This window comes from Sphingomonas sp. TDK1 (assembly GCF_001650735.1).
In the GTDB taxonomy this organism is placed as follows: Bacteria; Pseudomonadota; Alphaproteobacteria; order Sphingomonadales; family Sphingomonadaceae; genus Sphingomonas.
On record NZ_LXVY01000003.1, the window covers coordinates 88914 to 104911 of the forward strand.

The 15998-nt window shown below is 67.7% G+C and carries 14 protein-coding genes; 5 read left to right on the forward strand and 9 right to left on the reverse strand.

From position 1 onward, the window contains the following. Positions 1 to 69 precede the first annotated feature (69 nt). A complete protein-coding gene (glmU, locus tag A7X12_RS02520; protein WP_084444987.1) occupies positions 70 to 1422 on the forward strand; it encodes a bifunctional UDP-N-acetylglucosamine diphosphorylase/glucosamine-1-phosphate N-acetyltransferase GlmU in 1353 nt (450 codons plus the stop codon). After that, entirely contained in the window at positions 1419 to 1730 is a 312-nt protein-coding gene (locus A7X12_RS02525; protein ID WP_064310080.1) for a hypothetical protein, read from the forward strand. Before glmU ends, A7X12_RS02525 begins: the two co-directional genes overlap by 4 nt. Before the next feature lie 17 nt (positions 1731 to 1747). Here the strand turns inward: A7X12_RS02525 and A7X12_RS02530 are convergent, their stop codons facing one another. Then, complete coding sequence (locus A7X12_RS02530; protein ID WP_064310081.1) at positions 1748 to 2500, reverse strand: hypothetical protein; 753 nt, start codon at positions 2498 to 2500, stop codon at positions 1748 to 1750. A gap of 164 nt (positions 2501 to 2664) precedes the next feature. Between A7X12_RS02530 and glmS the strand changes: the two genes are divergently transcribed. Beyond that, positions 2665 to 4488: a glutamine--fructose-6-phosphate transaminase (isomerizing) gene (gene glmS / locus A7X12_RS02535; RefSeq protein WP_064310082.1), complete on the forward strand. Its 1824-nt coding sequence runs from the start codon at positions 2665 to 2667 to the stop codon at positions 4486 to 4488. Positions 4489 to 4551: 63 nt separating this feature from the next. Here glmS and A7X12_RS02540 read toward each other — a convergent pair whose 3' ends face one another. The 5 genes from A7X12_RS02540 to A7X12_RS25365 all read right to left on the reverse strand — a co-directional run bounded on the left by A7X12_RS02540 (position 4552) and on the right by A7X12_RS25365 (position 10125). After that, on the reverse strand, positions 4552 to 5385 hold the full coding sequence (locus A7X12_RS02540; protein ID WP_064310083.1) for an alpha/beta fold hydrolase: 834 nt from the start codon (positions 5383 to 5385) through the stop codon (positions 4552 to 4554). Positions 5386 to 5459: 74 nt separating this feature from the next. Further along, complete coding sequence (locus tag A7X12_RS02545) at positions 5460 to 7481, reverse strand: PAS domain-containing sensor histidine kinase (protein ID WP_064310084.1); 2022 nt, start codon at positions 7479 to 7481, stop codon at positions 5460 to 5462. Positions 7482 to 7568: 87 nt separating this feature from the next. Beyond that, a complete protein-coding gene (locus A7X12_RS02550) occupies positions 7569 to 9197 on the reverse strand; it encodes an FAD-dependent oxidoreductase (protein ID WP_064310085.1) in 1629 nt (542 codons plus the stop codon). 3 nt (positions 9198 to 9200) lie between these two features. Further along, the gene (locus tag A7X12_RS02555) at positions 9201 to 9920 is read right to left on the reverse strand and encodes a hypothetical protein (protein ID WP_064310086.1); all 720 of its coding nucleotides are present in this window, start codon (positions 9918 to 9920) and stop codon (positions 9201 to 9203) included. A 55-nt stretch (positions 9921 to 9975) separates the two neighbouring features. Further along, on the reverse strand, positions 9976 to 10125 hold the full coding sequence (locus A7X12_RS25365) for a hypothetical protein (RefSeq protein WP_157105481.1): 150 nt from the start codon (positions 10123 to 10125) through the stop codon (positions 9976 to 9978). Between the two features lie 229 nt (positions 10126 to 10354). Between A7X12_RS25365 and A7X12_RS02560 the strand changes: the two genes are divergently transcribed. Next, positions 10355 to 11449, forward strand: a complete 1095-nt coding sequence (locus A7X12_RS02560) for a Zn-dependent alcohol dehydrogenase (RefSeq protein ID WP_064310087.1) — start codon at positions 10355 to 10357, stop codon at positions 11447 to 11449. A gap of 157 nt (positions 11450 to 11606) precedes the next feature. On the opposite strand, the gene A7X12_RS02565 is transcribed toward A7X12_RS02560, so the two are convergent. The 3 genes from A7X12_RS02565 to A7X12_RS02575 all read right to left on the reverse strand — a co-directional run bounded on the left by A7X12_RS02565 (position 11607) and on the right by A7X12_RS02575 (position 14339). Beyond that, positions 11607 to 11945, reverse strand: coding sequence for a hypothetical protein (locus tag A7X12_RS02565; RefSeq protein WP_064310088.1), 339 nt, complete (start codon positions 11943 to 11945; stop codon positions 11607 to 11609). Positions 11946 to 12117: 172 nt separating this feature from the next. Further along, positions 12118 to 13755 carry a PAS domain-containing sensor histidine kinase gene (locus A7X12_RS02570; RefSeq protein WP_064310089.1) on the reverse strand — a complete coding sequence of 546 codons (1638 nt, stop codon included), beginning with the start codon at positions 13753 to 13755 and terminating at the stop codon, positions 12118 to 12120. Between the two features lie 212 nt (positions 13756 to 13967). Beyond that, positions 13968 to 14339, reverse strand: coding sequence for a response regulator transcription factor (locus tag A7X12_RS02575; RefSeq protein WP_064310090.1), 372 nt, complete (start codon positions 14337 to 14339; stop codon positions 13968 to 13970). Between the two features lie 216 nt (positions 14340 to 14555). Here A7X12_RS02575 and A7X12_RS02580 point away from each other — a divergent pair, with 216 nt between their 5' ends. Next, the gene (locus A7X12_RS02580) at positions 14556 to 15998 is read left to right on the forward strand and encodes an aldehyde dehydrogenase family protein (RefSeq protein WP_064310091.1); all 1443 of its coding nucleotides are present in this window, start codon (positions 14556 to 14558) and stop codon (positions 15996 to 15998) included.

The window sequence follows — 15998 nt, forward strand, 5'->3', positions numbered from 1 at the left end:
ACCATCGCTATGGAAAAGCCATCTGCACCGTGGCAGGGGTTGCACCCCATTTGACCGGAGACTGGCCACGTGACTGCACCCATCGCCGCGATCATCCTCGCCGCCGGCAAGGGCACGCGGATGAAATCCGATACCCACAAGGTGCTCCATCCAATCGCCGGGCGGCCGATGCTGCTCCACCTGATCGACAGCGTGAAGGCGCTCGGCGCCGCGCGCGAGGTGGTGGTGGTGGGCGCCGGGCGCGAACAGGTCGAGGCCGCCGTCACCCCGCTGGGTGCCGAGACCGCGCACCAGGCCGAGCAGCTCGGCACCGGCCATGCCGTGCTCCAGGCGAAAGACGCGCTGACGGGCTTCGAGGGCGATGTGCTGATCCTCTATGGCGATGTGCCGCTGGTCACCACCGCGACGATGCGGCGCATGGTCGAGCGGCTGCATGGCGCGGATGCGCCCGCCGTGGTGGTGCTCGGCTTCCGTCCGCCCGACCCCGGCGCCTATGGCCGGCTGATCGTCGAGGACGGCGATCGGCTGTCGAAGATCGTCGAGTACAAGGATGCCAGTGCCGAGGAGCGCGCGGTGACCCTGTGCAATTCGGGGCTGATGGCGGTGCGCGGGGCCGATCTGTTCGCGCTGCTCGAGCGGGTGACCAGCGACAACGCAGCGGGCGAATATTACCTCACCGACATTGTCGAGCTGGCGAACGGCGACGGCCGGGTGGCCGCCGTGATCGAGACCGGCGCGACCGAAGTCGCCGGCGTCAACAGCCGGGGTGAGCTGGCGGCGCTGGAGGCCGAATGGCAGCAGGCGCGCCGCACCCGCGCGATGGTCGAGGGCGCGACGCTGATCGCGCCGGAAACGGTGTGGTTCGCCCATGACACGCAGATCGGCCGCGACGTGACGATCGAGCCGAACGTGGTCTTCGGTCCGGGCGTTACCGTGGCGGACGGGGTGGTGCTGCGCGCGTTCAGCCATATCGAGGGCGCGACGATCGCCGGCGGCGCGAGCGTCGGCCCCTATGCCCGGCTGCGGCCCGGCGCGGTGCTGGAAGCGGACTCCCATGTCGGCAATTTCGTCGAGCTGAAGAACGCGGTCCTCGGCAAGGGCGCCAAGGCCAACCACCTGACCTATCTGGGCGATGCCAGCATCGGCGCCGGCACGAACATCGGCGCGGGCACGATCACCTGCAATTACAACGGCTTCCTCAAGCAGAAGACAGTGATCGGCGAAGGCGCGTTCATCGGATCGAACAGCGCGCTGGTGGCACCGGTGGCGATCGGCGACGGGGCGATCATCGGCGCCGGATCGGTCATCACCCGCGATGTCGAGTCCGATGCACTGGCCGTCACCCGCCCGGAAACATTGACGAAGCAGGGCTGGGCCACGACCTTCCGTGCGAAAATGAAGGCACGAAAGGCCGCAAAATGACCGATCGCTACACCGACAAGCCGTTTCTCAAGCTGCTCGACGCCTATGTGCTCGATGCGATTGGGCATCTCGACGAGAAGAGCGATGCGCAGCTCACCGCCGCCGAGCCGGCGCTGCGCGAGGCGTTCGGCGGCGAGAGCGACTGGCGCGGCATCGTGGTCGAGCGGATGCAGTTTCCGGAGGGCATCGCCGGCGCCATCCGCGAGGTGTGGGAGAAGGGCGCGGTGCGCTTCCGCGAGGAACAGGGGCACGAGCCCGATCCGGCCGAGTTCGCCCGGATCTTCAACGATACCAATTTCCCGCACTGACGCATCGCGCCCGCCCGCTACTTCGAGGGGGCGGGGCGCAACTGCGCGGAATCGATGTGCCAGCGTAGCTGGGAGGCCGAGGCACCTGCCACGCCATTGACCCGCCGAACGACATAGCTGCCGGTGAAGCGTTGCGCCGTACCGTCGTCCAGCGTCGCGGCAACCGTGACCGGCACTGTCTGATAGATCGACCCTGCCGCGCCTTCGCTGGGGCCGAGCGCGCCGATCGTCACCCTGGTCGCGCGGGTGTGGGCGAAGCCCTTTTCGAACGCCGCCAAGGTCTGGCCGGGTCGGCCATCGTCGCCCCATTGGGTCCAGGCGGTGCCATAGTCGCGCGCGTCGATGGCGGCGTAGTAGCGGCGTACGACGTCCGCCGCCGCCTGGCTGCTCTTGGGATCGACCACGCAGCCCGGCATCGGCTCGCCGTCGCCGTCGAACAGCGCGCAGCTGCGGGCGATCTCGTCCTCGATCATCGCGCAGCTGTTGGCGGCATTGCAGGGCGGATGCGTCGCAGGGGATACGGTGCGGCAGATATTGACCCGCTGCGCCGCTGCCGCCTTGCCGATCTCCGCGTCGCAACGGCGCGGCTCCAGCGCCGCGAGTGTTGCCGAGGGGCTGGGCCGGGGGGCGACCGAGACTGCCGGGGCCTTGGCCGCCTCCGCCGGGCTGGGCTGCGTCGCGCCGTTGGTCGGGGCGGCGCTCGGATCGGAGGCACCGCACGCGCCCAGGGGCAGCAGGCATGCGAGCAGGGCAGCGTTTCGACGGAACATGGAATCGTCCTCTTTCTTCCAGCGGCGGTTGCCGTGTTTTCGAACAAGGCGGAACGCCGCGCCAGACCTTTGGGGGGCAGACGCCCGTTCAGCGTATCGCAACCAAAGCGTGGCTAGGCGCGGCAGCCCACCCGCGCTAGGGCAGGGGCAGGAGGACGGATGCCATGTGCGGAATCGTTGGAATCGTGGGTAAGGAAGACGTCGCAGAGCGTCTGTTCGAAGGGCTCAAGCGCCTGGAATATCGCGGTTACGATTCGGCGGGCATCGCAACGGACGTGGACGGGAAGATTGAGCGCCGCCGCGCCTCGGGCAAGCTGGTGAACCTCGGCAAGGAGCTTGCCGCCAACCCGCTGCCCGGTACCACCGGCATCGCGCACACCCGCTGGGCGACGCATGGCGGCCCGACGACCAACAACGCGCACCCGCACGCCACCGGCGAAGTCGCGCTCGTCCACAACGGCATCATCGAGAATTTCAAGGCACTGCGCGAGGAACTGACCGCCCGTGGCCGCACCTTCACCAGCGAGACCGACACCGAGGTCGTCGCCCACCTGGTGAGCGAGAAGGTCGAGGCGGGCATGGCGCCTGCCGATGCGGTGCGCGACGTGCTGCCGCGCCTGCACGGCGCCTTCGCGCTTGCCATCCTGTTCCGCCAGCATCCCGATCTGCTGATCGGCGCGCGGCTTGGTTCGCCGCTGGTCGTCGGCTATGGCGAGGGCGAGACCTATCTCGGCTCGGACGCGCTGGCGCTGGCGCCGCTCACCCAGCGCATCGCCTATCTGGAAGAGGGTGACTGGGTCGTCATCACCAAGGACGGCGCGGATATCTTCGACAAGGACAACAATCCTGTCGAGCGGCCGATCACCATCTCCGGCGTCACCGGCGAGCTGATCTCCAAGGGCAACCATCGGCATTACATGCTGAAGGAGATCTACGAGCAGCCGATCGTCGTGGCGCAGACGCTGCGTTCCTACCTCCAGCGCATGGAAGAGAAGATCACGCTGCCGATCCCGGAGTTCGATCTCTCGGCGATCAAGCGCGTCACCATCGTCGCCTGCGGCACCAGCTATTATGCCGGCATGGTCGCGAAATACTGGTTCGAGCAGTTCGCCCGCGTGCCGGTGGACATCGATGTCGCCTCCGAATTCCGCTACCGCGCGCCGGTGATGGAAGAGGGCGGGCTGATGATCGTGATCAGCCAGTCGGGCGAGACGGCGGACACGCTCGCCGCGCTCCGCCACGCGCGCAGCGAAGGGCAGACGATCGCCGCCGTGGTCAACGTGCCGACCAGCTCGATGGCACGCGAGGCGGATCTGCTGCTGCCGACCCATGCCGGCCCGGAAATCGGCGTCGCCTCGACCAAGGCCTTCACCTGCCAGCTGGCGGTACTCGCGGCGCTGGCCGCCAATCTCGCCCGCGCCAAGGGCAAGCTCGACGAGGCCGAGGAACGCCGCATCGTCCGCCATCTGGCCGAGGCGCCGGCCTCGCTCAACGCCGCGCTCGCCTATGACGAATCGATCCAGGCGATGGCCGGCGTAATCGCGGCGGCGCGCGACGTGCTCTATCTGGGGCGCGGCACCGATTACCCGCTGGCGCTGGAAGGCGCGCTGAAGCTGAAGGAAATCAGCTATATCCACGCCGAGGGCTATGCCGCGGGCGAGATGAAGCACGGGCCGATCGCGCTGATCGACGATGCCGTGCCGGTGATCGTCATCGCCCCCTCGGGTCCGCTGTTCGACAAGACCGTCAGCAACATGCAGGAGGTGCAGGCGCGCGGCGGCAAGGTGGTGCTGATCTCGGACTATGACGGGATCCAGGCGGCGGGCGACGGCTGCATCGCCACCATCACCATGCCCAAGGTCCACCCGCTGATCGCGCCGCTCGTCTATGCGGTGCCGGTGCAGCTGCTCGCCTATCACGTCGCCGTCGCCAAGGGCACCGATGTCGATCAGCCGCGCAACCTGGCGAAATCCGTCACCGTCGAGTGACGTATACAGGAACGGCGGGGGACAATGGTCCCCCGCCGCGCGTGGCTCCAGCCGGAAGCGTGCTCAGCCTTCCAGGAACAGCTTGGCATGCGCCAGGAACTGCTCCGGATACTGGAAGTGCGGGGCATGGCCCGAATCCGGGTACAGGATCAGCTGCGCGTTCGGCAGGTGCTGCTGCAGGTAGAAGGAGTTGATCGTCGGCAGCATCACGTCGGTATGGCCATTGGCGACCAGCGTGGGGACGGTAATCCGGGCGAGATCGGCGAAGCGCTCGCCATGCGGCACCAGCCAGTCGCGGCCGGCGGCGACCTGCGCCAGGATCGTCGGCATCTCGCTCGGCGGATCGCGATCCTCGGTGCGGGCGTGGCGCCGCGCCCAGTAGCGCGCGGCGGCGGCGCGGCCTGCGTCCGAATGGCCGAAGAACAGCCACGCCATTTCCTCTTCGCCGGCATTGCCGCGGGCGCGCTGCGACACTTCCGCGCCGAACGGCGTCGGATCGCCGCCGCGCGGGCTGGTGCCGACCAGGATCAACCGGCGGATGCGATCGGAATGGTTCTTGGCATAGGCCTGCGCGACCATGCCGCCCATCGAGAAGCCGAGCAGGTCGAACTGCTTCAGCGCCAGCGCGTCGACAAAGTCCCGGATGCAGTCGGCCATGCCTTCGATGGTCTGCGGCGTCTCACCGGTCGAGGCGCCGACACCGGCGTTGTTGACCAGGATCACTTCGCGATCGGCGGCCAGCCCGTCGGTGAAGGCGGGGTCCCAATGGTCGAGTCCGCCGGTGAAGTGCTGGAGCAGCACGATCGGCGTGCCCGAGGGCGTTCCGAAGCGGCGATAGGCATAGCGGACGCCATTGGCTTCGATGAACTGGGTGGGGGCGGTGGCATGGGTGTGCATGGCAAATCTCCTTGCCGCACAGCTTGGGGATCCGGGCTGTCACCGACGATATGAACCCCGGTATGGGCTTGCACTCAGCGCTCGGAGCCAGCCGCCGGCAGCACCAGGGTAAAGGCGGCACCGGGGCCGGGAACGCGGTCGCGGACTTCCAGCCGCCCGCCATGCGCTTCCGCGATCGAGCGGCAGATGGTGAGGCCGATGCCGAGACCGTCCGGCTTGGTGGTGCGGAACGTCTGGAACGGCTCCGCATGGAAGGCGGCGGAAAGGCCCGGGCCGGTATCGGCAACCTCCACCGATACGAGGTCGTCGCTTGCCCGTAGCGCCATGGTGATCCGGCGATCGCGGCGCGGCGCGCTATCCATCGCCTGGATTGCGTTGACCATCAGATTGGCCAACACCTGCTGGAGCTGAATCCTGTCGCCGCAGATATCCGGCAGGACCGCATCGCGGATCACGGTGACCTGCACGCCCTTTTCCGTCAGTTCCTGGCGCAGCAGCATCCGGGTTTCCGCGACGATGTCCGCGATCGACAGCTGGACCATCGGGATTTCGCGATTGGCCGCGAGCGAGCGGATGCGCTGGATGATCTCGCCCACGCGCAACGCATTCTGGCCGATCTGGCCGGTGATCTTGGACAGCTTCTCCACCGGCGGCACCGGTGCCTTGGCCAGCCGCTCGGCCGCAGCGGCGTGCATCGCGATGGCGGTCACCGGCTGGCTGATCTCGTGGACGATCGAGGCGGCCAGCTGGCCGAGCAGGGCGATGCGCGAGGCATGGGCCGCTTCCTGCCGCATCCGGTCGATCTCTTCGCGCGCGCGCACCTGCTCGCTGATGTCGATCTGGGCGACCAGCACCTCGGCGCTGTTCGGATCGGGGTTGGAGACGCGGCAGAACAGCGTGTCGACCGGCGTGCCGTCCAGCCGGAACATGCGGATCTCGCTCTGGAACACCAGCTCGCGGGCGAACGAGCCCTCGATCGACCGGCGCATCACCTCGCAGCCCGGCTGCACGATGCCGGTGAGCGGCCGCCCGATCAAATCCTCCGCGGAGCGCGCGCCGAACAGTCGGACGGTCGCGTCGTTGACGGCGGTGAATCGCAGGCTGGCCACCACCTTGTCGACGAAATCCGGATGCGCGTCGATATAGGCGTGGAGATCGGTGACACCCGCCTCGCGCAGCCGCTGGAAAACCCCCCGCACATCCGGCGCCGCCAGTTCGGAAAGCGCGATGGTGGGCACGTCCATCAGCATTTTCCGCCGCGTGCTCGCTTCGCCCAGCTGGCGGGTGGCCTGCACCCGATCCGAAATGTCGGTGAAGCCCACCAGCAGCGTGCCGTTGCCCACCGTGCCGGGCAGGAAGGACACGGTGAACAGCGCATCGAATTCGCGACCGTCGCGGGCGCGCATCCGCGTTTCGGCAACGTGCCGGGATCTGCCGCCGATCGCCGAAAGGATGCTCTCGGTGAATTCCCGGGTACTGGATTCGGGCCAATATTGGTCCAGCGGTGTCGCGATCAGGTCGCGCTTGGTGCCGGGGCCGAACATCTCGATCGAGCGGTCGTTGGTGTCGACGATCCGGCTGGCGCGCATCATCGCGCGGACAAGGGCGGGGTTGGCGCGGAGATGGCCCGGCAGGTCCGTCACGCCCTGTTCGCGCAATTGGCGCAACATCGCGCCCACGCCGCTGAAATCCAATTCCCAGAAGGATGCGGCGACCGCGCCGAACAGGTTGCGGTAGCGATACTCGCTGGCCGCGAGCGCCACCTCGGCGGGGTGGGCGGCCTCGACGACGGAGGAAACCTCCATCCATTCGTCGTCCTCGGCACGCGCCAGCCGGACCCGCACCGTGCAGGTCGAACGATCGCGACGCCGGCGTTCGATATGGCCTTCCCACAGGCCGCGCGCGATCACGCTTTCCAACGCCTCCGGGGGATATTCGCCGACGAGCTGCGCGAGCGAACGCCCCAGCGCCTCGCCCGGCTGCCAGCCGTACAGCGCGGTCGCCGCGAGATTCCAGCTGGTGATCGTCGCGCCACCGGCCGTGGAGACGATGCTTTCGCTCGATAGGTCCAGCAGTTGCGCTGGTACTCGCTGCACGTGCGTTCCCCGAACCCCGCGCGCTACCGGGCGCAGCGCGATGTCGGCCCTGCTATCACCAGGACGAACCGAGGTACATGGGGGCGCTCAGCCTGCGAGATGGCGATGCACCGCCGACACGACGGCGGCCCCTTCGCCCACGCCCGAGGCCACCCGCTTGACCGAACCGGCGCGCACGTCGCCCACCGCGAACACGCCGTCGATGGTGGTGGCATAGGGCGAGGCGAGGGGGCGGCCCTCGGCGTCCAGCCCCGTCGGCACGAAGCCGGCCGGGTCCAGGGTCAGGCAGTCCGAAACCCATTCGGTATTGGGGGCGGCGCCGATCATCACGAACAGGCCGCGCACGTCGCGGGTTTCGGTCGTGTCGTTGGCGCGGTCGCGCCAGCGCAGGCGGGTGAGGAACTCGCTGCCCTCCACGCTGGTCACCTCGCAAAAGGGGTGGAGCTGGACATTGGCGCTATTGGCGATGCGCTGGACGAGATAGTCCGACATGGTGGCGGCGAGCCCTGGCCCCCGCACGAGGATATGGACCTTGGCGCAGCTGCGCGACAGGAACATCGCCGCCTGGCCTGCGGAATTGCCGCCGCCGACCACCACCACTTCGGCGCCGGCGCAGAGCTGCGCTTCCATCGGCGTGGCGGCATAATAGACGCCGCATCCTTCGAGCGCCGCATAACCCGGCAGATCGAGCCGACGGTAGCGCGCGCCGGTGGCGATCACCACCGCGCGGGCCTGCACCGTCTCGCCGCCCGCAAGCGCGATGCGGAACGGACGGCTGCTGCAATCGAGATGCTCCGCACGGGCGGAGACGCGAAGGACCGCGCCGAACTTGTGCGCCTGGGTGATCGCGCGGCCTGCCAGCGCCTGGCCGGAAATGCCGGTGGGAAAGCCCAGATAATTTTCGATGCGGCTGCTGGTGCCGGCCTGGCCGCCGGGCGCTTCGGCCTCGACGACGAAAGTGGAAAGGCCTTCGGACGCGCCATAGACGGCAGCGGCGAGGCCCGCCGGCCCCGCGCCGACGACGACCAGATCATAGGTCGCGCCGCCTTCGGGCATCGCGTTCAGGCCGAGCAGGTCGGCCAGCTGCGCCGAGCTGGGGCGAGAGAGCACCCGGCCTTCCGGCATCAGCACCGCCGGCAGTTCTTCGGCCGTAAGCGCCTCGGGCGCGGCGGGGTCACGCAGATCCACGAAGCGGTGGGGATGGGCGTTGCGGGTCAGGAACTCGCGGATCCGGTGCGTTTCCGGGTCTTCGGCGGAGCCGACCAGCGTGATGCCGCCCGACCCGGTGGCGAGCAGGTCCACGCGCCGCAGGATGAAGGCGCGCATGACCATTTCGCCGATATCGGGTTCGGCCGAAGCCATGCGGCGAAAGGCATCGGGGGCGAGGCGAAGCAGTCGCGTCCCCTTGGCCGCGCGCCCGTCCAGCAACGAGGCGCGGCCGCTGAACAGGTGCAACTCGCCGCTGAACTGGCCGGGCAGATAGCTGCGGACATAGCCGCCATCGGCATCGAACAGGTCGATCGCGCCGGCCAGGACCACGAAAAAGTCGGGCCCGCGGTCGCCGCGGCCAAACAACAGGGTGTCGGACGCCGGGGATTCCTCCGCGCCATAGGCGGCGATCCGCGCGATCAGCGGCTGTCCGAGGCGCGGGAAGATCTGGTCCTCCCGGGCATGGACCGGCGGCTCGGGGCGGAGGGTGATATCGGCGTCCGGCATGGTTCAGCCGAACACGTAATTGTCGATGTCGATCGACACGACCAGCGGTTCCGGCACGCGCTGGCCGTCGGGCTGGCGCGGATAGATGCGACGACGGGTGGGCAGGCGGATGCCATCCACCCCGGTATAGCCGCTGATGTAATGGGCGCCCGGGGTGCCGCCGGCGATCTCCACGTCATAGTCGTGCCGGGCGAGAAGTCCCTCATCGGTGACGTACAGCGTCTGCACGCTGCTGTGGCTGACGATGGCAGGGGGCAGCGTCACCCGCAGGCGGCGCAAGCGCTGGCCGTCCTCGTCCCACGGCGCCAGCTCCTCGGTTTCCACGCCGTCCCAGGCGAGCAGGAACGGCATGTTGAAATAGGTCCACATCGCGCAGCCCGCGAAATAGGCGAGCTGGATTGGGGTCCACGGCGTTTCGAGCGTGTGACCGTCGAAGGACGCGCGCGGCTGGTCCAGCGCGACGACTTCCGCGCCGTCGGCTTCGAGCAGGGCCACCCGGGCAGGGCGATAGTCCGAACGCGCCGCGATGGTGCCGAAAGGGCTGTGGCTCGCATGGATCTCGCGCAGGCTGACGGTAACGCTGGTCTCGTCCAGCACGCCGGCCTGCCCCTTGAGCGGCCAAAGCACGCCGCCCTGGCGCAGATGCGCGGTGAGGCTGTCGTGGCGCTTCCAGCTGTCCAGACCACCATGGGCGTCGATGATTTCTGCGGCGAGCTTTTGCATGATGTCAGTCCCTTGCGGTTTCCCCAAAGCTTAGGGGCAGGGGACTGACGCGCCATCATACGGCGGTAGGAGCGGTCGTCCGCTTCGCGGTGACTTCCTCGAACGGCATCGCCTGCGCGCGGCGCGGGCTGCGGGGTTGGGGGCTGTCGAGCAGGATCCGAACCGCCCAGGGGCGGCCGGCATTGCGGGCATAGTTCACGCGCATCTTCGGTCTCCTGAAGTTTCGCGATCATAAGCACCGAGCGGCGAGAATGCTCCATCCTACGCATGGGTTGGCGGTGGCATACGGGCGTTTAGGGTTTCCGAGCGGGTGCGTGGCGCAGCAAGCCATACCGAGGTGGAGGAGGCGGGATACGCGGGCGTGATGGCGGGTGCGGCCGGCGCCGCGCACAACCGCGGCATCGGTTTCGCGCCGCATCCAAAGGATTCCGACCATGAAGGCTGCCATCCTCAACGCGAACAACGGCCGCTTCGACATCGAGCAGGTCACGATCGACACGCCCAAGGGCCATGAGGTGCTGGTGGACGTAAAGGCCGCCGGCCTCTGTCACTCGGATCTGCATCTGGCGGAGGCGAATTACGGCACGCCGCTGCCCGCCGTGCTGGGGCACGAACTGGCGGGCATCGTGAAGGCGTTGGGCCCGGACGTGACCGAGTTCGCCGTCGGCGACCATGTCGTCGGTTCGCTCGTCCAGTTTTGCGGACACTGTTTTCCATGTCTCGACGGCCGCACCTACCAGTGCGACCATCCCGAAGAGACGATGCGCCCCGTCGAGGATGGTCAGCGGCTTACCCGGGATGCGGATGGCAAGCCGGTCTATACCGGCTGGGGCACCGCGGCCTTTGCCGAGATGGCGCTGGTCCACCAGAACCAGCTGGTTAAGGTGCCCAAGGAAGTGCCCTTTCCGCAAGCCTCTCTGCTCGGCTGCAGCGTCATCACCGGCGCGGGGGCCGCGATCAACACCGCGCATGTCCGCCCGGGCGATAGCGTGGTGGTGATCGGCGCGGGCGGGGTAGGATTGAACGCGATCGCCGGGGCGAAGCTGGCCGGTGCGGCGCACATCATCGCCATCGACGCCCAGCCGCAGAAGGAAGCGCTTGCCCGCAAGTTCGGCGCGACGGACTTCGTCAACGCGCGCGACACCGATCCGCTGGAGGCCGTGCGTGCGCTGTTCCCGGCGGGCGTCGACCATGCGTTCGAGATCATCGGCCTGGTGCCGACGTCCGAACAGGCGGTCGCGATGGTCCGCAAGGGCGGCGGCGCCTATCTCGTCGGCCTGCATCGGCCGGGCGTGAGCATGGCGGTTTCGGGCTTGGACCTGATCGTGCGCCAGGTGGACCTTCGCGGCGTCTACATGGGATCGAGCAACATCAAGCACGATATCCCGATGTATGCGGACCTGTACCTGCAGGGGCGGTTCAACCTGGACGATCTGGTCTCGCGCGAAGTCAACATCATCGAGATCAACGAGGCATATGAGGATCTGAAGCACGGCGCCGTGGCGCGCACCGTCATCACCTTCTTCTAGGGCTCGCGACGCCTTCGGGCGTCCGACCCGCCGCCGTCCCGGCCCGATCCTGTGCCCCGCATCTCGTTTTCCATGTTCCAAGCAGGAAGAAAGCAGCGGGGCTTCGGCGACCGGCCGGGGCGGCGGCGGATGCGAAGGAGTCCGGCCTCCGGGACCGTCAGGATTTCATCGACGTCACGAAGACGTAGAGGAACACCCCGATCCCGAAGGACAGCAACGCCGGCGCGCCGGTGCGATAGAAATGGATGCTGCGATCGAGTGGCTTGCCGCCCGTTTTCGAGGCCACGATCAATCCTGTGGCGAGGAAGGAGCCAAACGCCGTCGCGCCGATCACCAGCAGCGCCATCAGCACGAGCATGGTGGAGCGGCCATGCACCTTCTCCGAAAGCGCCGCCACGCCTGCGAGGGAGAAGAGGCAGAGCGACGTGAGGTGCTTGAAATAGTCGTAAAGCATGGACGCGCCGTCGTGCTGCGATACCGTTTCCTCTTCTTCCATTTGTCCTTCCCCGATTTTCCACGTCAGCCTAGCGCCCGCGCATGGGGATGCAACGGCGCTTGCGGGTGGTCCGCCGGGCGGTGCGGATCGGTGGATCGGCTTGGCGTTGACGGTCGGCGCTTGCAAAGGCCCGATGCTGCGGGCCCCGCGATGCGCGGTCCCGCGCGCACCGCTATTGTGCTGCTTCTTCCACGCCGGCCATCGGCATCGTGAAGACGAATACCGCGCCCCCTTCGGGCCGGTTGGCGGCGGTGAGGGTGCCGCCGAAGCGTTGGATGGTGGACAGGCAGATCTGCAGCCCCAGCCCCACGCCGTTCGCCTTGGTGGTGAAGAAAGGCTGGAACAGCTTGTCGGGGTCGGCGATGCCGCTGCCGCGATCCGCGATCGATACCCGGACGCTGCCCTCCACGGCGCGGACCTCCATCGCGAGCAGGCGTTTGGCGGGGTGGGTGGCCCGCATTGCGTCGATCGCATTGTTCATCAGGTTGATGCACACCTGCTGCAAATCGATCGCATCGCCCAGCACCGGCGGGACCGGATAGCAGTCGAGCGCGAGCGAGACGCCGGCTGCGCGCAGTTCGCGGGCGAGCAGATCGCGGCTCTGGCGGGCGATCGCGGTAAGGTCCACCGGCGCCCATTCGCGCGCGCCGCCGGAAATTTGGTCGCGCGTGTGCGCGATGATTCCCGCAACCCGCTCGATTGCGTCGTTCAACCGTTCGAGCGACTTGATGCCTGCCGCGATGTTGGGCGGCTCGCGCTGCAGCCAGCGTAGTCCCGTTGTCGCGTCCATCCGCATCGCCGCGATCGGCTGGTTCAGTTCGTGCGCTATCGACGCCGACATCGCGCCGACGGTCGCGACTCGATTGGCGCGCGCGAGCTCGGCCTGGGCGGCGGCGCGCATTTCCTCAATTTTCTCCTGGCTGCTGACATCGATCAGGCTGGAGAGCTGCCGCTCGTCCGCAAGGCGGGTGACGGTGTAGAATGTCGGCACGCGGCGGCCGCCTTCGCCGATCAGCACCACCCGGCCCTCGACATTGTCCCAGCCATAGAAGATCATCTCGAACTGGCGCAGCAGCACGGCCTCGATATCTTCCGCGGTATCTTCCACGGGGCGATCCACAACGGAGTCCACGCCCATGAAGCCGAGCATCCGCGCGCAGGCCTCGTTGACGGATACGTTCTCGACCGAGGCGACGCAGTGGGCGAGCAGGTCCGGGTGCTGGGCCATATGCGCCGCCAAGTCGGTCACGCCGTCGCGCTTCAGCTGGTTCAGCACGCGGGCAGGGGCGGCAAAATCCTGCTCTGCAAACGCAATACGGCTCACCGCGAACAGGCTGGCATAGCGCGCCTCCTCGCGCGCCAGCGCCGCAGTCTGCTGCTCCACGCGCGCCTCCAGCGTTGCGGCAAGGTCGCGCACCTCTTCCTGAGCGCGCATCTCGCTGTCGATTTCCGAGCAGCAGCCATACCAGGCATCCGGCATGCCGCCCCCGGCGTCCTGCTTGCGCTCGGCGACGATCAGCATCCAGCGATGAAGCCCATCGGCATAGCGCAGGCGGGCGCGGACCTGGAGGCGGCGGTTGGTGGCACGCGCTTCTGCGAAGGCGGCTTCGAAGCGTGGAAGGTCGTCGGGGTGGAGCCTGTCGGTCCAGTTCCGGTCCCGCAAGGCTGCGGCGCGATCATGCCCGGTAAGCTCGGTGTACCAGCGGTTCAGAAAGTCGACACGACCGTCCAGATCGGCGCGAAACAGGAGATGCGGGACCACATCGGCGAATTGCCAGGGCAAGGAGGGGTCGGCCGTCGGCGCGCCCATAGTTGCGGATGTTGATCCCCCTTCCTGCATCGCCGCCGCTTATACGCGTAATGCGGCAGCGCGGAAACGTTCACTTTCGATCAAGGGGTGTCGGGCGGCTGGGGGGCAGGGGGCAATGCCGCCCGACCCCTTCTGTTTACCGTGCGCATCGTGCCGATGGCAGTATACGTAGGTATTCGCGCGCCCATCCAGGGGTGGGGGCACCCTATCCGTCAAAGGGACGGCAGCACCGATTCCACGCAGGAGAGCAGTTCCATCGGATCGAACGGCTTGGCCAATACGCAGGAGACGCCCATGGTTTCGGCGCTGCGGCGGATCGGGTCCGTGGCATAGGCGGAGATAAGGATGATCGGCGTATCGACCGCTTCTGCGCGCAGATGGCGCGACAGTTCGATGCCGCTCATGCCGGGCATCTGTATGTCGCTGACGATGCACTGGCACTGTTCCGCCAGCGCCGCCTTCAGGAATTCCCGCGCACAGGCGAAGGTGCGCGTCCGCAAGCCGCTGCTCTCGAACAGGTCGGCCAGCGCCTCGCGCACACCCGCATCATCATCGATGATCGAGACGAGCGGGATCTCATTCACGCGCAAGACCTTCTTGCCGATTACTCACCTAACCACCTCTCGGCCGATCCGATCCGTGCACAAGCCATACGGAGGTATGCGGCGGGAAACGCGACGTCAAAGGGATTTGCAATCGTGTGAAGCGCCGTCCGGCGCGCATACTGGCGTATGTCTACCGGGGGGGCGGGCTCCCGTACCAGATCGGGGCTCCCGTTTCGAATTTTATGGGAGAGTCCCATGCCTGCCCCTGACGCCACCACCTTCGACCCCGCCGCCGTCCGCCATCTGCTGATCGACGGCAAGCTCGTCCCCGGCGACGCGCAGCTCGACGTTTTCGATCCCACCACCGGCGCGGTGTTCGCGCAGGCCCCGCGCGCCAGCGTGGCGCAGGCCGAACAGGCGATCGCTGCTGCCAAGGCCGCCCAGCCGGCGTGGGAAGCGCTCGGCTATGAAGGTCGCAAGCCCTATCTGCACGCGCTTGCCGACGCAATTGATGCGCGGGTGGACGACCTTGCCACGGTGCTCACGCGCGAGCGCGGCGGGCCTATCGCCGAATGCCGCCGCGAGGTGGGTATCGCCGCCGGCGCGATCCGTCACTTTGCGGACCAGCGGCTCGAGGACGAGGTGCGCCGCGATACCGAGCTCGAGCTGATCGTCGGCCAGCGCTATGCCCAGGGCGTGGTGGTGGCGATCACGCCGTGGAACCGGCCGATGACGCTCCTGTCCTTCAAGCTCGGTCCGGCGCTGATCACCGGCAACACGGTCATCTCCAAGCCGGCGCCGACCACCCCGCTCGCCACGCTGCTGCTCGGCGAGATCGCCAGCACCATCCTTCCTGCGGGCGTGTTCCAGACGCTGACCGATGCCAATGATCTCGGCCCGCTGCTCACCAGCCATCCCGACATCGCGCATGTCAGCTTCACCGGTTCGACCCCCACGGGCAAGAAGGTGCTGACGAGCGCCTCCGGCACGATGAAGCGATTCACCCTGGAACTGGGCGGGAACGACGCCGCGATCATCCTCGACGACGCCGATCTCGACGTGGTGCTGCCGCGCATCTTCGCGGCCGCGATGATCAACGCCGGCCAGGTTTGCTATGCCGCCAAGCGCATCTATGCGCCGACCGCGATGCTCGATGCGGTGAGCGATGGGCTCGCGGCGCTCGCCCGGGCGGCGGTGCTGGGCGACGGGCTCGATCCTGCCACCACCATCGGCCCGGTCCAGAACAAGATGCAGTTCGAGAAGGTGCTCGGCTTCATCCAGAGCGCCCGTGACGAGGGGGGCACGATCCTCACCGGCGGCGAGGCGCTGGGCCGCGGCTATTTCATCGCGCCCACGATCGTGCGCGACCTGCCGCTGACCGCCAGGCTGGTGCGCGAGGAACAGTTCGGCCCGGCGCTGCCGGTGCTCGGCTATGAAAGCGTGGAAGACGTGATCGCCGAGGCGAACAACAGCGAGTTCGGCCTGGGCGGATCGATCTGGACCGGCGACGTCGCGCGCGGCATCGCGGTTGCGTCGCGGATCCAGAGCGGCACGGTATGGGTCAACCGGCACATGTCGCTGCCCTATGACGTGCCCTTCGGCGGCGCGAAGGAATCCGGCCTGGGCCTGCAGAACGGGCTGGAGGGCATGGAAGACTTCACCCAGCTGCGCATCGTCAACGTCGCAAGGAGCTTTTGA

Coding starts and splice junctions, on each gene's coding strand:
- A7X12_RS02525 (WP_064310080.1), top strand. CDS start 1,419: ATGACCGATCGCTACACCGACAAGCCGTTTCTCAAGCTGCTCGACGCC.
- A7X12_RS02530 (WP_064310081.1), bottom strand. CDS start 2,500: ATGTTCCGTCGAAACGCTGCCCTGCTCGCATGCCTGCTGCCCCTGGGC.
- glmS (WP_064310082.1), top strand. CDS start 2,665: ATGTGCGGAATCGTTGGAATCGTGGGTAAGGAAGACGTCGCAGAGCGT.
- A7X12_RS02540 (WP_064310083.1), bottom strand. CDS start 5,385: ATGCACACCCATGCCACCGCCCCCACCCAGTTCATCGAAGCCAATGGC.
- A7X12_RS02550 (WP_064310085.1), bottom strand. CDS start 9,197: ATGCCGGACGCCGATATCACCCTCCGCCCCGAGCCGCCGGTCCATGCC.
- A7X12_RS02555 (WP_064310086.1), bottom strand. CDS start 9,920: ATGCAAAAGCTCGCCGCAGAAATCATCGACGCCCATGGTGGTCTGGAC.
- A7X12_RS25365 (WP_157105481.1), bottom strand. CDS start 10,125: ATGCGCGTGAACTATGCCCGCAATGCCGGCCGCCCCTGGGCGGTTCGG.
- A7X12_RS02560 (WP_064310087.1), top strand. CDS start 10,355: ATGAAGGCTGCCATCCTCAACGCGAACAACGGCCGCTTCGACATCGAG.
- A7X12_RS02565 (WP_064310088.1), bottom strand. CDS start 11,945: ATGGAAGAAGAGGAAACGGTATCGCAGCACGACGGCGCGTCCATGCTT.
- A7X12_RS02570 (WP_064310089.1), bottom strand. CDS start 13,755: ATGGGCGCGCCGACGGCCGACCCCTCCTTGCCCTGGCAATTCGCCGAT.
- A7X12_RS02580 (WP_064310091.1), top strand. CDS start 14,556: ATGCCTGCCCCTGACGCCACCACCTTCGACCCCGCCGCCGTCCGCCAT.